Source organism: Candidatus Hydrogenedentota bacterium (assembly GCA_018005585.1).
Taxonomy (GTDB): Bacteria; Hydrogenedentota; Hydrogenedentia; order Hydrogenedentales; family JAGMZX01; genus JAGMZX01.
On the sequence record JAGMZX010000121.1, the window covers coordinates 1 to 18,700 of the forward strand.

Annotated in this window: 16 protein-coding genes; 11 read left to right on the top strand and 5 right to left on the bottom strand. The window is 59.5% G+C overall.

Translation table 11 applies throughout. The features are described 5' to 3' along the window. The 4 genes from KA184_17550 to KA184_17565 form a co-directional block, all read right to left on the bottom strand. Window positions 1-338, bottom strand: a 338-nt coding sequence (locus KA184_17550) for a recombinase family protein (protein MBP8131388.1), incomplete at its 3' end; no start/stop codon positions are given. A gap of 821 nt (window positions 339-1,159) precedes the next feature. Beyond that, window positions 1,160-4,477, bottom strand: a complete 3,318-nt coding sequence (locus KA184_17555) for a DEAD/DEAH box helicase (protein ID MBP8131389.1) — start codon at window positions 4,475-4,477, stop codon at window positions 1,160-1,162. Further along, window positions 4,474-6,318, bottom strand: a complete 1,845-nt coding sequence (locus tag KA184_17560) for a phospholipase D family protein (GenBank protein MBP8131390.1) — start codon at window positions 6,316-6,318, stop codon at window positions 4,474-4,476. Before KA184_17560 ends, KA184_17555 begins: the two co-directional genes overlap by 4 nt. A 9-nt stretch (window positions 6,319-6,327) precedes the next feature. After that, window positions 6,328-7,533, bottom strand: a complete 1,206-nt coding sequence (locus KA184_17565) for a hypothetical protein (protein ID MBP8131391.1) — start codon at window positions 7,531-7,533, stop codon at window positions 6,328-6,330. Between the two features lie 849 nt (window positions 7,534-8,382). Between KA184_17565 and KA184_17570 the strand changes: the two genes are divergently transcribed. The 3 genes from KA184_17570 to KA184_17580 are packed head-to-tail and all read left to right on the top strand — an operon-like array spanning window position 8,383 to window position 10,692. Continuing rightward, the gene (locus tag KA184_17570; GenBank protein MBP8131392.1) at window positions 8,383-8,874 is read left to right on the top strand and encodes a DUF2924 domain-containing protein; all 492 of its coding nucleotides are present in this window, start codon (window positions 8,383-8,385) and stop codon (window positions 8,872-8,874) included. Beyond that, window positions 8,871-10,265 (top strand): recombinase family protein, encoded by a 1,395-nt coding sequence (locus KA184_17575; protein ID MBP8131393.1) that lies wholly within the window; start codon window positions 8,871-8,873, stop codon window positions 10,263-10,265. Before KA184_17570 ends, KA184_17575 begins: the two co-directional genes overlap by 4 nt. After that, on the top strand, window positions 10,249-10,692 hold the full coding sequence (locus KA184_17580; protein ID MBP8131394.1) for a hypothetical protein: 444 nt from the start codon (window positions 10,249-10,251) through the stop codon (window positions 10,690-10,692). Before KA184_17575 ends, KA184_17580 begins: the two co-directional genes overlap by 17 nt. Before the next feature lie 15 nt (window positions 10,693-10,707). Here KA184_17580 and KA184_17585 read toward each other — a convergent pair whose 3' ends face one another. Continuing rightward, window positions 10,708-11,373 (bottom strand): 3'-5' exonuclease, encoded by a 666-nt coding sequence (locus KA184_17585; protein MBP8131395.1) that lies wholly within the window; start codon window positions 11,371-11,373, stop codon window positions 10,708-10,710. Window positions 11,374-11,542: 169 nt separating this feature from the next. Between KA184_17585 and KA184_17590 the strand changes: the two genes are divergently transcribed. From KA184_17590 to KA184_17625, 8 genes are all read left to right on the top strand, one after another. Next, on the top strand, window positions 11,543-12,703 hold the full coding sequence (locus KA184_17590) for a hypothetical protein (protein MBP8131396.1): 1,161 nt from the start codon (window positions 11,543-11,545) through the stop codon (window positions 12,701-12,703). Window positions 12,704-12,716: 13 nt separating this feature from the next. Beyond that, window positions 12,717-14,003, top strand: a complete 1,287-nt coding sequence (locus tag KA184_17595) for a hypothetical protein (protein MBP8131397.1) — start codon at window positions 12,717-12,719, stop codon at window positions 14,001-14,003. A gap of 364 nt (window positions 14,004-14,367) precedes the next feature. Beyond that, entirely contained in the window at window positions 14,368-14,742 is a 375-nt protein-coding gene (locus KA184_17600; protein MBP8131398.1) for a hypothetical protein, read from the top strand. Next, window positions 14,721-14,990, top strand: coding sequence for a hypothetical protein (locus KA184_17605; protein MBP8131399.1), 270 nt, complete (start codon window positions 14,721-14,723; stop codon window positions 14,988-14,990). Before KA184_17600 ends, KA184_17605 begins: the two co-directional genes overlap by 22 nt. Before the next feature lie 63 nt (window positions 14,991-15,053). Beyond that, complete coding sequence (locus KA184_17610) at window positions 15,054-16,034, top strand: ATP-binding protein (protein MBP8131400.1); 981 nt, start codon at window positions 15,054-15,056, stop codon at window positions 16,032-16,034. Next, on the top strand, window positions 16,024-16,527 hold the full coding sequence (locus tag KA184_17615; GenBank protein MBP8131401.1) for a DUF669 domain-containing protein: 504 nt from the start codon (window positions 16,024-16,026) through the stop codon (window positions 16,525-16,527). Before KA184_17610 ends, KA184_17615 begins: the two co-directional genes overlap by 11 nt. A gap of 13 nt (window positions 16,528-16,540) precedes the next feature. Further along, entirely contained in the window at window positions 16,541-17,860 is a 1,320-nt protein-coding gene (locus KA184_17620) for an AAA family ATPase (GenBank protein MBP8131402.1), read from the top strand. Beyond that, the coding region (locus KA184_17625) for a DEAD/DEAH box helicase family protein (GenBank protein ID MBP8131403.1) at window positions 17,860-18,700 on the top strand (841 nt) is incomplete at its 3' end. The genes KA184_17620 and KA184_17625, both read left to right, overlap by 1 nt.

The following is an 18,700-nucleotide window of genomic DNA, read 5'->3' on the forward strand; positions in this document are numbered from 1 at the left end:
GCGCGGCGGCAGATGTACTCGTAGTAAGCGCTTTCGTCGGCGTCCTGGAACCGTCCCCAGCGGCTCACGTCGTAAACGAGAATCGCTTCGAAATCGGCGCGGCCGCTTTGGACGTCCTCGATCAGCCGTTTCAGCGCATCGCGCCCGTCCAGACGCAGCCCGCTCTTTCCCTCGTCCGCGTAGGTGCGGACGATCTCCATGTTGTGCTTGGCCGCGTACTCCCGAATGACGTCGGATTGGTTCTCCGTCGAATATTGTTGATGTTCGGTGGACATTCGCGCATAGATGGCGGCGCGGATCGGCGGCCCGGATTCTCCCGGCAGTTCGGTTTCGTTCATTCCGATTCGTCTCCTATTCTCGGCGCCAGGAGAGCCGGAACGAAACACGAGGCGTTCCCTTCCTTCCCCGGGTTCGCCTTTTCCTTGTCACCATTTACATCGGAAATGCGCTTCCGGTTCGGGCATTCTGTTTCTCCTGACTTTGCCACGCCGGAATTCTAACCGCTGTTCGCTCGATTCCTGTTGCCAACTCGGGGATGGCTTTCGGGAGCAGTAGATCGGCTTCACGAAGGTTCGATCCTGAGCAACTCCAGGCACAGTTCAAGAATCCGACGACGCTCTTCACTTCGGAATTTGTTGGGAGACACCCGTCTCGACGACGGTCGGGTTCTGGACGAAACTCGATTCTCGAGTTCGAGCTTCGCGAGGGTTGTTAGCCAGCGATAGAGTGCCGTATGAGATAAGGCTGGGGCAGCAGTATCCGGATCGACTTCATCTTCATCGACCTGTTTCCACCAGAACGAGTCCGGAGCCTTTTCCGGATAGAACAACGGCATTCCATCTTCAGAAACCGAGTCGCGGTACGTGGACCATTCATGCCGGAGATAGTGCTCGCAGAACGCAAGGATGTCTCTGCGCGTATACCGCTTGAAGGGAAGCGCGAATTCCGGATACTCGGTGAAGGAGCGTCTGCATTGCGGGCATTTCCATCGCGTAAGGATGGCAGTGGTTTTGGAAACCCCTTCTTCGTTTATGGTTAGGAAGACACGCTCGCGCTGGCCGTTTCGGACGAAGCGAGCAGGACGAGCGCCACATAGTGGACATTTCCCAGTCGCTGTTGTTCGAAAGGCTACCCCAATCTTTCAATTGAGATGTCTTTCTCATTGATCGCTCAATTCAGGCGGCTCGACCTTGGGACTAGGCGGACTCAAATCGATACGGATGTGGTCAAGAACCTGCTCTTCGTCCTCAAGAGTGGTCACCCCTCGCAAATAGGCCACCATATCTTCTTGTCTATTCTGTCCGAAGACCAGTCTGTAGAGCGCGAGCGAGCGACGCAAGTCTTCGGCCCTGCCGCTTTCCCGACTCAGTGGCAAGAACGGAATATGCCGCTCAATCTGAGCTCCATTTGGATGCTGAAATACCCAGTAAGGAACAAGATCCGAGGATTCCGGTGGCCTGTCACTCTTAGCGAGTTCAAAGACGACTTCCCAGGGATCCGGTGAGCGAACCCCACTCGACGGTAGCATCGAGCAGTCATACGACAGGGCGACATTTTTGCGAACGGCATGACCCTTGTAGCGATGAACACGCCCCTCTCGCTGTTCGAGATCGACCGGGTTCGCGGGTAAGTTCCAGTGGACTACCGCATGACAATACGTGTGGAAATCCAAGCCTTCTTGGCCCACGGATGTGGACACAAGCACAAACGGCCAGAACGGCGAGTTGAACGCTATCCGCACTTGTTCCGGACGATTAGTGCGTTGTCCGTCGTCGGATTTCTCCTCGCCAAAACGCAGGGCAAATCGCCCTCGTACCCCGAACGGGTCAATCGAGAATGTCCTTGTGGCGGGATCGAGCGAAATGTCATCGACATCCAGATTAGATGTTCTGAGTGTAAGCGCGCTGGAGATTACGCGGGCCAACTCCTCTGCGATATCATTCGCACTTCGTCCCGTCAAGCCCTGGGATTCAAGAAGCACGTGGGCATATTCATCCAGGGTCGCCTGAAGACAACCATTGACGCAGTATTCAAGGACCCTCCTCCAGTACGGTTCTTCACGGTTGATTCCTCGCAGCAAGGCCATGCTTTCGGGCAGATTGAACAAGGTGAGGAAAGACCACGCAATCTGGCCTGCTGCGTCGCGGGTCGTCACATCCCGAACAGAATCCCAACCTCCATTGACGCGTGAAAGGGCACGTAGGGCAACGGTTCCTGGGGCGCCCAAGGCCATTTGTGCAAGTACCATTGGAAGGTCGGTTGGAGGTTGACCAAGGGCAATCTTGCCATCGGAGAAGTCGCGAATGAACCCCAAGGCGTGGGTCACGTGGTCTCGCCAAAGCGTGGCTTTCTCGCCGTCTGCGTCATCCGTCGAATCCGGTTCAACGTTGCCCACCCAACGGGCATAGGCCTCCTCACGCTCCAGCCATTCGAGGAGGTGTTTCTTGTTTTCCGCCAAGTCCAATAACAGCGGCGCGGCCCAGTACCAACGTTCATCCGCCGAGCTTACTTCCCCTCTCTGCATACGAAGTGTCGAACTGCGCGATGGGATCTTCTTGAGGAGTTCCTCAATCCGGGCCGACATGATATTGATGGCCTCGGAAACCGTCAGCGGCGGCGATCCCTGTGCTCGAACGGCCTGCAATTGCAGAGGATCGCAGTCTATGGCGAGTGACATGCAGGGGTAGATAATGCCCAGCACAGGCATCCCTGTAAGGCGTCCTTCGGAAAATGCAAACACCAATAACCTTCGGCGCCTCTTACGCGCCTCGGGGGTGTTCAACGCGTCCGACTCGAACGATAGGATCATCCGTCGTTCAGCCTCATAACTCAGCAATGCTGTGACGACTTTTGGGACGATGCGCCAAGAAGAGAACACCAAGCGTTTCGTGAATCGCGCGACCGCAGGTTCGGCGAAGCATCCTCCCAACCTGTAGTAGGGCATCGAAGGCGGTATCCAAAGCAGGCGCCATGCGTTACAACCAATGGTCTGGGCTGCCAGACTGCGCAGGCGCGCGTTCCCGAAATCTACGGCCCTGTACGCCCTCACGTCTCTTTTTGAAAACAGTGAGGCCTGGGACTTGCTCAAGGCGTCATAGAGGCCTTCGGCCATGTCCGCCTCGTCCTGCGATGCCTTAAACGCCCGCTTCAGTTGGTAGTCTTCCATGAAATTGAGCAGGTACGGGGCGGACTTCCAGTATTCGATCACGCCGTCGGATCCCAATATGCCGGCGATTTGCTCCATGGCTACATAGGAGCGAAGGTCAGCGGCTTCCAGCAACAAATCCGGATTGGGCATTTCCCTCAGCATGCCGTTCCTGTCGCTGGATACCGCCAAGCGCTCGGTGCGCACCATTACTTCTCTCAAACAACGCTGCAATTCAAGCATCGTGTCCCGAAGCCCATTTCCGTCGCCGCTGCCGTATCGGAGCAACCCTCTTCGATATGCGGTGAGAAGCACCTCGAGGCGAGCTATCTTTTCGTCGGACGGCTGTAGAAAACGCAGCGTGCGCATGAAATCTTTATAGTGGTCGTCCTGAGCGGCCTCCTCCGTAAGGGTATACATCTTGTAAGGGGTCGCGGAAAGAAGCAGTACCCGGGCGGAACTGGCGGCATCCGAGTATTCAAACAGATCGTGGGCCAACTGACTGGCTTCGTTTTCCCCTTCAAGAAGATCCTTGAATCGCTGGAATTCGTCCAGAATGATCAAGTCAGGCTGAAGGCTCTTCAGACAGACCCTGGCGAGCAGCGCGCGCAGTTCGCCGATAAAGGCATTGCGTCTAGTCCTAACCTCGTCAGAGATTCTGGCATCAGCACGGTGAAAGTGGGGGCATAGATCTTCGAATTTCCTTCGGAGGGCCGGGACCTTTCTTACCGCCTTGACGAAGTCTGCGGCGATTCCCTCGTGCACGCGCCCATTGTTCAAGAAGAAAGTGACTGCATTCCGGAAACTATCGGATCCCGCCGTTCCCCGGAACACGTTGAGAGATGCGGCTGTCGTAAGGCTCCATGCTTCTCTGAGCATGGCAAAGAGAAGGACACGCTCGTCCTTGTTCCCCAGATTCGATTTCAGATCGAAGGACGTGCTGGGGGTGAACGAGATAAAGTTCAGACGGGAGAGTTCACTGCCGTTGGCAAGGGTAACCGGGAGCAGCGTGATACGGGAGGCGAGGGCGAAATCCCTATTCCCAGTAACATTGAGACGATTGATGTTCTGCCTCGCAATATCCGCGTTTGAACAGATATAGACGACGTCGATACGCTCGACCTGGTCCCAAAGATGGTCGATGACTTTGGCAATCAGCCCACGAGCGACAAGCGTCTTGCCAAGGCCGACTTCGTCGGCAATCAGGAATCGTCGTGTACAGTCATCATCGAGGTACATCCGACGGAACACATGGTCGACCGTATCGCGCTGAAAATCCTTCAGGCTACGAAGGACTAGCTCGGGATTCGGACGCTCTAAGACCGTCGTCATTTGCGAACCCCTCGTCGCGCAGTCCAAATCGGTTTCCAGATAGCCTCGAAGCCTTCCGGCAGCAGGTCCTGGCTCTCCGGACTCTCCTGCAAATCCTGTATAAGGCGATCAATCCGATCTAGCTTCTCCGGATTCCTGTACAGGGCCTTTATCAACAATTCGAAGAGCGATGTTGACCCACCCATGCCAAAGACGAACTGGCCAGAGGCATTGCGCCCATTGCCATCCATCAAGAACGCGCGCATGTCGACGCCCTCCTCCGAGAGGATGAAAAGCAGGAACCGGATAAGCTCTTGGCGGTTCCGCAGCAGGCTTCGAAGAATGCGCTCCCGCCTGTTCCGGGGCGCTCCGTCCAGGGGGGCATTCACCACAAATCGTCGCGAGAGCTTCTGACCTTCGATTTCCGCGCCGATGTCAAACGCGAAGAAGGACGTCAAAGCCTCGAAAGAGAGCGCCTCAAATACGGCGACTTCTGAAACATCCGGATTCGCCCCGACAGCGGCTGACTCCTTCAGAGTGACCGGCCAGCAACGGATCGAGGCCACTTCTGAAAGTGGTGGACATGGTTCGGTCAAACCGCACAGCGTGACCGAGTAGCGGCCTTCGGTCGATGTGGAGACCTTGGCGACGAGTTGTTTGTTCACGATTCCATCAACGGCGCGGCGTAGCAGTTCCTCAAGTCGCTGTTGGACAATATCCTGCGTCTTCATTTCTCCGTCAGGGACGAATTCCTGAAGCAGGTCCATGATGTTGGTCTTGCCCTTTTCCTGCTTGAGAAAAGTGTCGACACCGCAGACCGACTTCTTGCCTACCAACTCGACGAGAAACTCCACGTTCCTGTCAAAGGCTGCATCGGTCGCGTTGGCGGAACCCGTCCAAATACGCGCGTTCCAACCGTCATCGGCGACGTACAACTTGGCGTGAAGGCCGTTGAAGATGGCGGGCGAATTTTCTACATCCTCGGTATCGGTATCCTCGACGTTCGCAACCGGGTTGAGAACATAGACCCGTTCAAAACCTGAGAGGTTCTCGGGTGTGAGCGTCTCCAGACTTTCGAGCCTGGAAACGAGGACATTGCCGTTACCGCCATTCGCGACTCGCGCAAGGCAGGCGGCGGACACGAAGGGCGAAACGACCACCGTGCGGCTCATTCGCCCAGTGAACGGCCATCGCTTCGCATTAGGCACACCCAAGGGCCAGAAGGTCATGTCGTCGAAACCAGCGGGCACCTCAAAAGACACTCGGCGCAGTTCATCCTGAATTACATCGATCCGTGCCTGTGCTTGGGATTCCAAGGGCCGGAGAGCCATTTGAGGGAGCGCGCGGACAAAATCGGCCAAGGGGCGGTTGACGGAAAAAGCGTTCTTCCGGTCGACGAGCGTTCCGTCAAGTACGAGGACCGTGTCCCAAGAATGGTCAAACGTGAGGTTACGAGTCGAGCAGAGCATCCGGTAGAGAACCGGCTCTCCGGATGCCACGAATCGCAAGACCCATATCTTGGGATGGAACACGCCCCTGGGATTGGGCGCGCTGACTTCGACGACGGTATCCTCAATGTAGCTGTACAGTAGCTGGCTCGACTTGGGAATCGATATCTGCCCCGATTGACAGAACAGGACAATGCGTCCGGCGTGACGGCGAAGAGCCTCCAGGAGAGCGAGGGGGTCGGCCACCGGTTTTCCATCGGTATCTTCCCATGCGAACATAGTAAACGCAAGAGGAACCGTCACAAGTGTAAGCAAATCAAGCGAATACGTAGTCCCGACGGCGGAGTCGAGTTCATACCCCGGCGGGGGCTTCAGTGCGTTCAGCAAGTGGCTTCTGTCGGATGGTTCAAGCATGCATGCCCTCTAAGGCAGTCCGTTAAGGATATCTGCAACCATTGTTTGGGCAACGCGCCATCGATAAGTCAGTTGGCCCGCGCCCGCGGCGCCGTTCCAAAGCTCCAGGCTTCGCGGGTTGTCCAAGCGCGCCAGCCCATGCTTCAGGAGTCTCTCGCGCTCGTGAATCAGGGTCCGAGCTTGGGCATTGTCGGCGATTCCGGTCACCACGCCCGGGGAAAGCGCCAGACTCAGCCACGTATCGATGAACCTCCGCGTCAACAGCGTCACTCTGGCGCCGGTGGCATCGATGATTTCCCAGAATCGCCGCGTGTTCCAGGAACCTGGCGCCTTTACGAACGCATCTACTTGCGATGACCAGTCGGCGAGCATTTCGGAATACTCATCGACGAGCTCTTCGCTTTGTCTCGTCTCCGCAAGCATTAGGTTGTATAGCAGGGAGGCACCGTGAATCACTATCGAGAAGTTGCGAGCATGTTCGAGTTGTTCAGCCAGCTTAGAGGGCAGGTGCTCGGCGACAGGCGATTCCCATGCGAACGCAGTTGGGTCCGTAGGCTCACGGAGATCGACAAGGAATGCCAAGAGCGTACCCGGCAGACGGGTCATTATTCGTTCGTAAAGATAGGACGCCTCTTCCGCTGTAAGCGCGAAGGAGGCCACGCGAGGGAAATCTTGAGGCGGGGCAGGAAGCCCGCCATGCCAGTTGCGACCGGTTGAACCGTCAACCGGTTCGCCGTCGTCGTTGCGTTGCGAGCGTGTCTGGGATGCATAGAAGTTGTCTTGAAAGGCGTGGTATTGCGCTTGGGAACCGGGAAAGATTCGAATCCCCCATTGCGCCAAACCTTGCCAGTATATGTTGCTGGGCAATCGCTGAAGTGAACGGCGCGCTTCGATTCCGATGGTGCCAGAAGGGTCATCCGAAGCGGCAAGGGCATCGATCAGATCGATTTCTTTACGCCGCGCCGCCGCCGCAATCTGGTCGGATGGCGTCCTGCGCCTCTGCAGGTCAAGGTAAATCCACGGCACGAAAAGGAAGTACCGCACGCGGGTCTGCACCGTGCTTGTACCAGGGAAAAGCAGATCGGCCAAGGCATCGCGCACGATGCCGATTCCCAGTTCGTCTCTGGTGTCGGTTTCCCTTAATGCAGAAATGACGTCGAGCATCTTGCGCTGCTCGTGTTCCGAGTAATCCAGCCATGTGAAGACCGATGCCATCCGACAACTTTCCCTTCCAACAGGCCTTTCTTGTGGGGCAAAGAATGGGCTATCCCCCATTTTTCGCGGCTGCAATAGTTTAGTTGGCCCGCCAGTATGCAATCAACAACTTAGACCGCGTGCGGCTGCGAATGAATCGGGTCTTTCAGACACGGAGATTTTCCGAGTCTGGAACGGAATCCTCCACCATTTTACTTTCACTCGAAATTCTCTATCCGTAGAACCTCGGCGGTGTGCGGGTCCATCTCAATGGATCGAACATCGCCCTTTATTTACGGGCTTTTTTTGATGTGCCCTCCCTGAAACCGCGCCGTTTTCAACGTGCCCCGGATCACACATCTTTCCCTTCCTGAACCGCGATTCGTCTCTTTTCTCTCGCCTTTTCTCTGTTTCAACGTGTCCACCCCCTTCGGCGACCCGTTGTTGCGATGCAACGACTTACGAACATGATTTTCGTTTTCCGAGTCGATATCGCATCGAGTAGGGTTTTCATGCGGAAAATCTATTGGCCCCGCGTGTCTCCGAGACATTCCGCATGAAGAAAGCCCCGCATCCGTTTCACGAACGTTTCCGGTAATTAACCGACGGACGCCGCTTGCTTGCGGCGCCGAAGGACTCCCGGAGACATCGCATGGACACACTCACCACCGACCCAGAACTCATGACGCCGCAGGAGCGGCAGCGCGAAGTCGCGACGCTCCTTGCGCGCGGTTTCTTGCGCATGCGAATGGGGCATGTACACAACCTCGCGGGAGACGTCTCTCCGGCGGGTATAGAACTTGATTTTGCGAGCCAACAGAGCGTTCATCGTGTCGAACCAGAGAAAGGAGACCGTGCATGGAGCACACGATGAACAGACAGGACAAAGAGAGACAACGAACGATTTTGAGCCGCGTGGCCGCGCTTGAACGGATGCGCGAACCGGAGTTGCGCGAGCAATGGCGCACGCTGTTCGGGAGCGAGCCGCCGTCATGCCGCCCGTCGGTGCTGGTCCGCCGCCTGACCCACCGCGTCCAGGAACTGGCCCTCGGCGCGCCGCTCGAAGAGATCAAGCGCCGTATCGAAGACAAGCGCACGGCCTTGGGCCTGGACGACATGGCGCTCAGACGTGGCCGGGGCGGCAGACGTCAGACAGGCACGCCTGTCGTGGGCACGCGCCTTGTGCGCGAGTGGAACGGGGCGCGTTGCGAAGTCACCGTGACCGCTGATGGCTTTGAGTTCCAGGGCAGGACCTACCGCAGCCTGAGCGCCGTGGCGAAAGCCATCACCGGCACGCACTGGAACGGACGCGCATTCTTCGGGTTGTACAAACCCGGTACAGGGCAAGGGAGCCGCGTATGAACAACCGACGAAACGCGACCGCCGAACCCATTGTGGCCCCGCTACGCTGTGCGATCTACACACGCAAGTCTACCGACGAGGGTCTTGAACAGGAGTTCAACTCGTTGGACGCCCAACGTGAATCGGCGGAATCGTTCATCGCCAGCCAACGACAGAATGGCTGGATACCCGTGGAAGACCGATACGACGACGGCGGCTACTCGGGCGGCACTCTCGAACGTCCCGCGCTGCAGCGCCTCATCCAGAATATCGAAGCGGGAAAGGTCCAGTGCGTCGTGGTGTACAAGATCGACCGGCTGTCCCGTTCCCTGCTGGACTTCACACGTCTGGTGGACCTCTTCGACCGTCACGGAGTCTCCTTCGTTTCCGTGACGCAACAGTTCAACACGACGACATCGATGGGGCGGCTCACGCTGAACATCCTTCTGTCCTTCGCCCAGTTCGAGCGGGAAATCATCGGCGAGCGCATTCGGGACAAGGTGGCCGCCGCGAAACGCAAAGGCAAATACATGGGCGGACCGCCCGTTCTGGGATACGACCCCGACGCGGGCACGCGGCGTTTGCTGGTGAACTCCGAAGAGGCGTGGCTGGTTCGCCACATTTTCAGCAGATTCGTGGAACTGGGTTCGACGCTCAAACTGGCGCACGAACTCAACCAGCAAGGGCGTCGCACGAAATCCTGGACTACGCGCGGCGGCAGAAAACACGAAGGCGGGCGTTGGGACAAGGCGTCACTGGCGCGCTTGCTGCGAAACCATCTCTACATAGGCGAGGTGGCCTACAAGGGTGAAATATACGCGGGCGAGCACGAGGCCATCGTGAGCCGAACCGCATGGGACAAGGCACAGGCCACTTTGGACCGAAATGACCGCACCAACGGCAATCGGAACCGCAAACGTCACGACTCCCTTCTGCGCGGCGTCCTTCGGTGCGGTCATTGTGACTGCGGCATGACGCATTCCTACGCGCGCAAGAAGGGCGCGATGTACCGATACTATGTCTGCGCCAACGCGATGAAGCACGGATATGCCTCCTGCCCCATGAAGTCCATACCTGCCGGCGAAGTGGAGCGCATGGTCATCGACCGCCTGCGGCAGGTGCTGCGTTCTCCAGCCCTGATCGCGCAAACTTATCGCGAAGCAGCGGCTGCATCACCGGGGGACGCGCCGCCATTTGCTGAACGGGATGTCGTGCTTGCCTTGGAACGGCTTGATGAATTGTGGGACAACCTGTTTCCCGGAGAGCAGGCCCGAATTGCCCAACTATTGATTCAATGCGTGGTGGCGACACGCGATAGCCTGAATATCGAATTGCGAGCGCACGGGATGCTCGATCTGACCGTGGAAATGAATGCAGTCGAAGAGGACGGAAACGATGGGAAAACTGATTGACACAAATCACGCGAAGGCCACTGAAACGCGCCTGCCCAACGGGGGCATCGTCATTTCGATCCCTATTCAAATGAGGATGCGGGGCAAGCGCAAAGAGATCGTCTTGCCCCCGGACGCGTTCCCGGATGCGTGCGTGCGTCTTTCGGAAAGCGAATCCCTTGTGATGGCGCTGGTGCGCGCCCATTGTTGGAACGGCCTCCTCGAAAACGGCCGCTTCCGCTCGATTCCCGAACTGGCCGCGGCGGTCAAACTCGAACGCTCGTATGTGTCGAGGATTCTCGGACTGGTGAACCTTGCGCCGGACATCGCGCTCGCCGTGCTGAACGGACAAGAACCCGAAGGCTTCACCCTGAGAAGACTGCGCCGGGGCATTCCGGCTCTCTGGGAAGAGCAGCGCAAGCAGTTCGGCTTTCCCGCGCCGAACTGAGTCCCCCGTGGCGGACTATCTTGCCGACGCGAACGCGGGCCTTGTCCTGCGTTCCCATTCCGCACTCACGCGCCGGGAGAGGGCCTGCATCCGGTCCGCGCGGAACACCAGAACATCCTTCACGCCCGCGTGCGACGGGTCGGCATAGCTCCGCTTCAGAAGGAACATCACCAGGTCCACTACACCCTGCGCGCCGATGAGGGTGCCGTGCAGCGGCCAGACCCGGATCTCGGACTGGATATGCTCGAGCAATGTTCCCAGCCGGTAGTTCGGCGTGCCGAGTTCAGCCCACCTCGCCCACCTCAGCGTGCTCAACACGCATCGGTCTTCACCGGCATCCTCCCGCCCGCCCAGCGCGGCGTGCAGAAACCCCGCCTCGAATTCTCCGCTGTGCGCGGCAATCCATGCCTGCGATCCCGCCCAGACAAAGAAATCCCGTACCACTTCTTCCGGCGGCCTCGCCCCGGCCACCTTCTCGTCGGTGACACCCGTGATCTTCCGGATGTGTTCGGGAATGGGTATGCCTGGGTTCGCCCGCTCCCAGAAGGTGTCCAGCAGGTTGCCCTCATAGTCGAAACTGACCGCCCCCACTTCCGTAATCCGGTCTTGCAACGGGTTCAGACCGGTGGTTTCCAGACTGACGGCCACCAGGGTTTCCGGGGCGACAAGGGCGTGTTCCATGGTTCCGGCCTCCTTTCCAGGCGCGTACCGCACAAAAGTGTACATAAAGTGCTTGACTGAAAATTCTTTCAGTAGTATAATGCACGGTCAAAGCGTTGTCAACCGTCTTGGGAACGGTTGTCGGCGTTTTTGGCGCTTGGGCTGTGATCCAGAAAGGAGAAATACCCCTATGGCTGCATTTTCGCTTCGACGCTTCACCAAACCCGAAACCCTGCGGCTCATGTCCCGCGAGCACCTTTTGGCGCTGCTTTCCCCCTACCGGGACTACTTCGCCTCACGGGGATTGACGGTCCCCGGTCATGGGGAGAACATCCCGTTGGACTGCGACCGGCTGGTCGCCGTCTTTCTGTCCCCGGACATGTCGATGCCGATGGAACTCGTGGAAAGCCTGTACCTCATCAACGAACTGGCCACGCCCAAGGGGATGGACGCAATTCTCCGGGAAGCCCGCGGCGAGGGCATTCACCTGTCGCTCCCGTGGAAACCCACGGCGATGGATGTGGCGATATGCGCGTTTCTGGCCGACCGGAACCTGTTGGAGCGCATCCATCACCAGCATGCCATGCTCAAACGGCGCACGTTCATGTACTTCCGCACCCTGGAGACGCCTCCTGCATTGGATGCCGCGAAAATCCAAGAGGCGCTTCCCTCGCTGGAAAAGGAACTCGACGACTACTTCTACGAGCACAATCGCGGGCGGCACTGCCATGTCTACCACTTCGAACACGACGGCGCCTTCTGGCTGACCGTCCGTCATGGCGACGTCTTCCGCCGCGAGGTGAGCGTCGAGGACGCCAAGACCGTCACCTTCGTGTTCCGCCCCGAATGTTTCAACACGGTGGTGTATGCGGCCGTCGAGGGCGAACTGCGCGTCTATGCCGGAAGCGACGAGGAGCGGGACATGTACCGCCGCATCATCGGCGAACGGTTGTTCGGTTCGGAATTCACGTTCTGGGGGGCGGACAAGTACTCCTGCGAACCGTTGCGCTCCCAAGGTCCGTCCGCGCTCGCCGTCACCGACGTGGCGGGGATCGAGTGGGCGCGTCTTACCGAGGTGAAATGCGAGCAGCAGCGGAAGCAACGCCGCGTCTTGCTCAGCCGCAGTTCCTCGGACCTGTTCGAAGGCGCCACGCGCTGGGAGGAATGGTTTCCCGACGATGCCCAAATAGTGCGCGCGAGCTTCAAGGTGAAGTTCCGGCATGCCAGAACGCCGCAGAGCATTTCGCTTTGCCCGCCCAACATCGCCACGTACTCGCAGGACGGAGACTGCGCGCTGACCGAGCGGTGGCTGCGTGCGCGCGGGTTCATCCGCACGGGCGCGGCGACCTGAAGGGCGGTGAGGCGTGAACAAGACCCCGGACTACTGGCAGGCGATTGAATCCACCTATGGAATGAAGGCTGCATCCGTCACGTGGGACAAGTATCTCGGCACGGAAAAGGCCCGGTTGTCGAAACACATCCGCCCGACGGGACGCTTGGTGAACACGTATCCCTGTCCGGACAAGTTCGGTTGCGGTTTCGACCACGAGATTCGCATCTGGCGGGAGACGGATATCGCCGCCGTGCCGGTGGACGACGAATATGATCGCTGCCGGGTGTACAAGCTCCGGCATGAAGATATCGTGGAGTACGAAATGGACGCGGAGAGCATCCTCCGCGAAACCTTCCGGATGCTGGGCGTCCGGCCCGGAGAACTGCGTCCCACGGATTTCTACGAAACCTATGCCGTTGGAACCTGCTCTCTCGACAGCGGCTCCGCGATGCAGGTCTACCTCACCATTCCCGAAGAGCGGAAACAGTTCTGCCAGGCCGCGACGGGGCTGCTCGCGGTCGGCGAAACGCCGTTCGTGTTCATGTCGTTAACCCCGAGATTCATGGACACCGTGGCGCTGGAAGGACTGGCCCGGCACAAGTGTCCTTTCTTCCTCACGGAAGATCTGGTGGCCGCCAGCGGCCAGGGTGATCTGACATTGTTGCGCGGTCTGGCCGATATCCTGCGTTCACAATACACAACGGATGAGGCGCCTCGTTTGGAGAATGTGTTCCGGCTTGACGGCGCCGCCTGGACCATGAGTTACGCGGGCGAGACCGTCCACTTCCCGGATACCAAGGGATTTCGATACATCGCCCTTCTTCTGGCGGAGGCCGGACGGCGATGGTCTGTGGAAGCCCTGCTGGCCGCGGCGGGCAACGGCGCCGCCATGGCGGTGGAATCGGCTGCCGCAATGCAGGGCGCCGACCTCCGCATGGGCAATTCGTGGGCGGGCCACGCCGGCCCCGTCATCGACGAACAAGCGAAACGGCAGTATCGTGCCCGCCTCCAACAGATAGAGGAAGAAATAGAGGATGCGGGCATTCTGCATGACAGCGACCGGCTGGCCGCCCTCGCGCAGGAAAAAGAAACGTTGCAGCGCGAGATCTTCGCCGCTGTGGGAAGCCAGGGCAAGATTCGCATGGCCGCCAACGGGGGCGAGAAGGCCAGCGACGCCGTATCCAAGGCCATCCGGAGGGGCACCGACCTGATCGGCGCGGAACACCCCCGCTTGGCGCACCATCTGCGCGACGCCATCAAACGCGGATACACCCTCTCCTACGAACCGGAATCACCCACCGTCTGGCAAACGAACTGAACCCATCGGGGCACGGATTTCTCTACTTTGACCGTGCCCCGTTCTTTTTTTCCTTCCTTTTCTTTTTCTTGGACTTTCCCCGGACACGAAATGTCCGGTGCTCCTTCGCACCTTAACCCACTGCAAATAAGCGTTTTGCGTTCCGCCTGACGCCCATCGCATCCCCCTCCCGGACATCTGCCGGACACGAAATGTCCGGAGCGGACAAAAAAAGTCCGCCCTATGCCGGCGAGAGGCGTGGTTCGGCGGACACGAACGAAGCCTTTGACGCCCGAACAGGGCGTTGCGTGAACCCCGAGAGGCAAGCCTTCCGCCGGACCTCCTCTCGGGGTTCTTCGTTTTTTCGGACCCGAAGGAGACCGGCATGGTTAAAACAGACACAAGAAACGGAAAGCGCAAGCGCGGAAGACAGCGTGGCAAACGCCCGCACCGCATCCCCGGCGCGCCGAGGCAATTGCTCCTCCCCTGGCGAACGGAGATCACGGCGGACGACCTCATTTCGATCCGCGTGGCCGCCCGCGGACTCGCCGGACGCCACGGCTACAGCCTTTCGGACGTCGAGGATATCGCACAGGACCTGGCCCTTCATGTCCTCGAACGCATGGGCGAATACGACCCCGGACGCGGCGCCTGGAGCACCTTCCTGAAACGGGTCCTTCGCAACAAGATTTCCCACCTTATCGAGTATCGCACCTTCCAAAAACGGGACTACCGCAAATGCATTCCGCTCCTCCCGTAAACCCAGCCTATGCCGTCGAGGACTCCCGGTGCGCCCCGGAACGGCTCTATCTCCGTATCGATCTGCAGATCGCGGTCGACGCGCTTCCCGAGGAACTCGCGGCGTTTTTCACGGCGCTGGCCCGGACCGGAGAACTGCGCACGGCGGCGCGCGAATCGGGCGTCTCGATCGTGAAGGCGCGCGAATTCCGCCTGCGTATCCAGTCCGTCTTTCTGGAAATGGGGCTCGGCATGTACCGGGGTCCTTAATCCTTCTCCTCGCTTTTCATCCCAAGTTCTCAACCCCGGCAAACAACAAAGGAATCATCGGCCATGAAACTCACCGACGTAACGACAGGGCGCAGAGCGCGCCCGCAGAAAGTCATGATCTACGGGGTCGAGGGCATCGGCAAAAGCACCCTCGCCTCGCAATTCCCCAACCCCATCTTTCTCGATGTCGAGGACCGCACGGCGCACCTGGACATCCACCGTTTCATTCCCAAGAACTGGAACCAACTGCAGGCCGCGCTCCAGTCGCTGTATGACGAGGACCACGGTTATCAGACCGTCGTGGTGGACACGGCGGACTGGGCCGAGATGCTCGCGGCGCAGGACGTGTGCGAACGCTGCAACAAGTCCGGTATCGAGGACTTCGGCTACGGCAAAGGCTTCCAGTACGTGCGCGAATCCATGCAGGGCATGCTGTGGGCGCTGCACAACCTCCAGTACAAGCACGGCATGCACGTGGTCGTCGTGGCGCACGCGCGCATCCGCAAGTTCGACGATCCCCAGCAGGCCGTGAGCTATGACCGGTTCACGCTCAAGTGTTCGGACGGCGTGTCGGCGATGCTGCGCGAGTGGGTCGACGCGGTGCTCTTCGCCAACTACAACACGCTCGTCGAAACCGGCCAGGACAAGGTCACCCGCGCGAAAGCCGGCAATCGCCGGATGCTGTACACGAACCACACGGCGGCCTACGACGCCAAGAATTCCTACGGGCTCCCTGACGAGATCCCGATGGAGTACGAGCATCTCCGCCCGTACATCGAGGCCAGCTTCGCCGGAAAGATCACGTACAACCCCGCGCCGCAATCGCAGGAAGAACTCATCGCCAAGAAGCGGTACCAAGACATCGCCATCTCGCTGGCCGCGCCGCTCGGGGGCCTCGATTACGTCAAGTCCCTCCTCAAAGAACAGAACGCCACCTTCAAAACCATGAGCATCCCGGAATGCGAGGAGTTCGTCGAGACCGTTCGCGACCGGGTCACCGCGGAAATGAATCGCCGCGAAGGAGAAAAGAACCATGCCGAATAACGACATCCTCGATTGGAACGACCGCATCGAAGACGACGGTTCCGGAGAATTCACGATTCTGCCCGCTGGCGAGTACGCCTTCAAGGTCACCGGATTCGAGAAACAGCACAGCAACAACAGCCAGGCGCCGATGGCCAAGGTGACGCTCGAAGTCGACCATGACGGCGAACTCGTCAACGTGTACGACTACCTCGTGCTCACGAAGAAGGCGGAATGGAAGTTGTGTTCGTTCTTCCGCTGCCTGGGCCTCAAGAAGCACGGCGAGCCGTTCGTGATGCAGTGGAACCGCGTCGTGGGCGCCACGGGCCGCGCCAAGGTGTATGTCGAGAAATACACCAAGAAAGACGGCAGCTCGGGCGAATCCAACAAGGTGAAACATTACATCGACCCGCCGGGGCCGCGCGCCTCCGCGCCCGCGCCTGCGTCTCAGCCGCCGCGGCAACCCGTGTCCTATGCCAACCATCCCGACGAAGACGACGACGGACTGATCTGAGGAGGAACACGCCATGAAGATCATCGAACTGCATGTGGAGAATTTCAAACGCCTGAAGGCGGTCACCATCCGCCCTGGCGAGAACAATGTCGTCGAGATTTCCGGCCGCAACGCCCAGGGCAAGTCGAGCGCCATCGACGCGATCTGGGCCGCGCTGCAAGGGTCGTCCGCGCTTCGGAACACACCGGCGCCCGTTCGCAAGGGCGCGGAAAAGGCGGAGATCCGTCTCGACCTCGGCAAATACGTGGTCACCCGGAACTGGACGGCCACAGGGAACACCTATCTCACCGTCACCACCGGCGGCGAATACAAGGCGAAGCTCAATTCACCGCAGAAACTGCTGGACAATATCGTGGGCGATCTATGCTTCGACCCATTGTCCTTCACGCGTCTCGGCGACAAGGAGCAGGCGGACATGGTCATGTCCCTGCTCAAACTCGAGCTGGCCGATCTGGACCGCGGGCGCGAGGATGCGTACGAAGAACGCAAGGCGGTGAACCGGGACATTTCCCGCGCCAAGGCCGAACTGGACGGTCTGCCCAAACCCGAGGAGGGGCTGCCGGCGGAACCGGTCGATCTGAACGCGCTCCTTCGGGAACATGAGGACGCGCTCAAAGAGACGCAACGCCTGAACGGGGTCATCGCCAAAGCGGAGACGTTGCGCAAGCAACTGGCCGAGGCCGAGGAACAACTGCGCCGTGCGCAGGAACGCACCGACCGTCTCAAGGTCGAACTGGATGCGGCGGAAACCGAGACGGAGAAGGTCGTCTATCCCGACGTCGAAGCGATCAAGTGGCGGGTCGATGCCGCGGGAGAAACCAACCGCAAGATCGAATCCGCCCGCAAACGAGGCGACCTCGAATCGCGTATCGCCGCGTTCGCCAATCAGGCGGAGGACCTCACCCAAACCATCGACGCGACCTACAAGGCCAAACAGGATCGCATCGCCGCCGCGCAGATGCCGGTCGTGGGTCTGTCTTTCGATCTGGAAACCGGACGTCTCACGCTGAACGGCGTGCCACTCAAACAAGCGTCGCGCAGCGAGCAGTTGCGCGTGGCCGTCGTGATGGCTATGGCGCAGCACCCCGAACTGCGCGTCATGCGCATCGAGGACGCATCCATTCTCGACGCCGAATCCATGGCGATGCTCAAAGGACTCGCCGCGGACAACGACTACCAGATCTGGATGGAGGTCGTGGACGAGTCCGGCGAGGTCGGCATCTACATCGAGGACGGCGAAGTCTGGTCGTCCAATCTGCCCGACGCCCCGGATTCCGGACTCCTGCCCACACCGCCGGTCGCTCCGCCGGTCACGGAAGAGGAGTTGCTGTGATGGAACTCCGGTCTTATCAACAACAGGCGCTCGACGCCATCGAGAAGGGCTGGGACGAGTTCCGCCGCCAATTGCTGGTGCTCCCGACGGGGACGGGAAAAACGATAGTCTTTTCCCATCTCGCCGCGCGGGAAACCCGTCAGGGACGGCATACCCTCATCCTGGCGCATCGGGATGAGTTGCTCCAGCAGGCGCAGGACAAACTCAAGGCCGCCACGGGCTTGTCCTCCGCCCTGGAGAAAGCGGACAGCCGCGCCTATGAATTGTTCGGCGAAAGTCTGTTCGCCACCAAACCCCATGTCGTGGTCGGCAGTGTCCAGACGCTCGGAAACGGGCGTCTGGCCCGCTGGCCGAAGGACACATTCGACCTCGTCGTCGTGGACGAGGCCCACCATGTCCTGAGCGACAGCTACCGGCGCATCGTCGATCATTTCGACGGCGCGCGTCTCCTGGGCGTGACGGCGACGCCGGACCGGGGAGACAAAAAGTCGCTGGGCGCCGTCTTCGAGAACATCGCGTTCGAGTATCCCATGCCGCTGGCCATCCGCGAGAAGTTCCTCGCGCCGATCCGCGCGAAACTGCTTCCGTTGCGCATCGACCTGAGCGCGGTCCGCACGACCGCGGGCGACTACAACGCCGCCGACCTCGACGCAGGCATCGAGCCGTATCTCAAGAATGTCGCCGAAGAGGTCGCCAAGAATGTCGGCAGCCGCAAGACCCTCGTCTTCCTGCCGCTGGTGCGGACCTCGGAGATGTTCGCCGCACTGCTGCGGGAACAGGGCGTCCGCGCCGAGCACGTGGACGGCGGTTCGCACGACCGCGCGGACATCCTCGCGCGGT

Coding starts and splice junctions, on each gene's coding strand:
- KA184_17615 (MBP8131401.1), top strand. CDS start 16,024: ATGCCGAATAACGACATCCTCGATTGGAACGACCGCATCGAAGACGAC.
- KA184_17575 (MBP8131393.1), top strand. CDS start 8,871: ATGAACAACCGACGAAACGCGACCGCCGAACCCATTGTGGCCCCGCTA.
- KA184_17570 (MBP8131392.1), top strand. CDS start 8,383: ATGAACAGACAGGACAAAGAGAGACAACGAACGATTTTGAGCCGCGTG.
- KA184_17555 (MBP8131389.1), bottom strand. CDS start 4,477: ATGACGACGGTCTTAGAGCGTCCGAATCCCGAGCTAGTCCTTCGTAGC.
- KA184_17605 (MBP8131399.1), top strand. CDS start 14,721: ATGCATTCCGCTCCTCCCGTAAACCCAGCCTATGCCGTCGAGGACTCC.
- KA184_17600 (MBP8131398.1), top strand. CDS start 14,368: ATGGTTAAAACAGACACAAGAAACGGAAAGCGCAAGCGCGGAAGACAG.
- KA184_17610 (MBP8131400.1), top strand. CDS start 15,054: ATGAAACTCACCGACGTAACGACAGGGCGCAGAGCGCGCCCGCAGAAA.
- KA184_17620 (MBP8131402.1), top strand. CDS start 16,541: ATGAAGATCATCGAACTGCATGTGGAGAATTTCAAACGCCTGAAGGCG.
- KA184_17560 (MBP8131390.1), bottom strand. CDS start 6,318: ATGCTTGAACCATCCGACAGAAGCCACTTGCTGAACGCACTGAAGCCC.
- KA184_17580 (MBP8131394.1), top strand. CDS start 10,249: ATGGGAAAACTGATTGACACAAATCACGCGAAGGCCACTGAAACGCGC.
- KA184_17590 (MBP8131396.1), top strand. CDS start 11,543: ATGGCTGCATTTTCGCTTCGACGCTTCACCAAACCCGAAACCCTGCGG.
- KA184_17565 (MBP8131391.1), bottom strand. CDS start 7,533: ATGGCATCGGTCTTCACATGGCTGGATTACTCGGAACACGAGCAGCGC.
- KA184_17585 (MBP8131395.1), bottom strand. CDS start 11,373: ATGGAACACGCCCTTGTCGCCCCGGAAACCCTGGTGGCCGTCAGTCTG.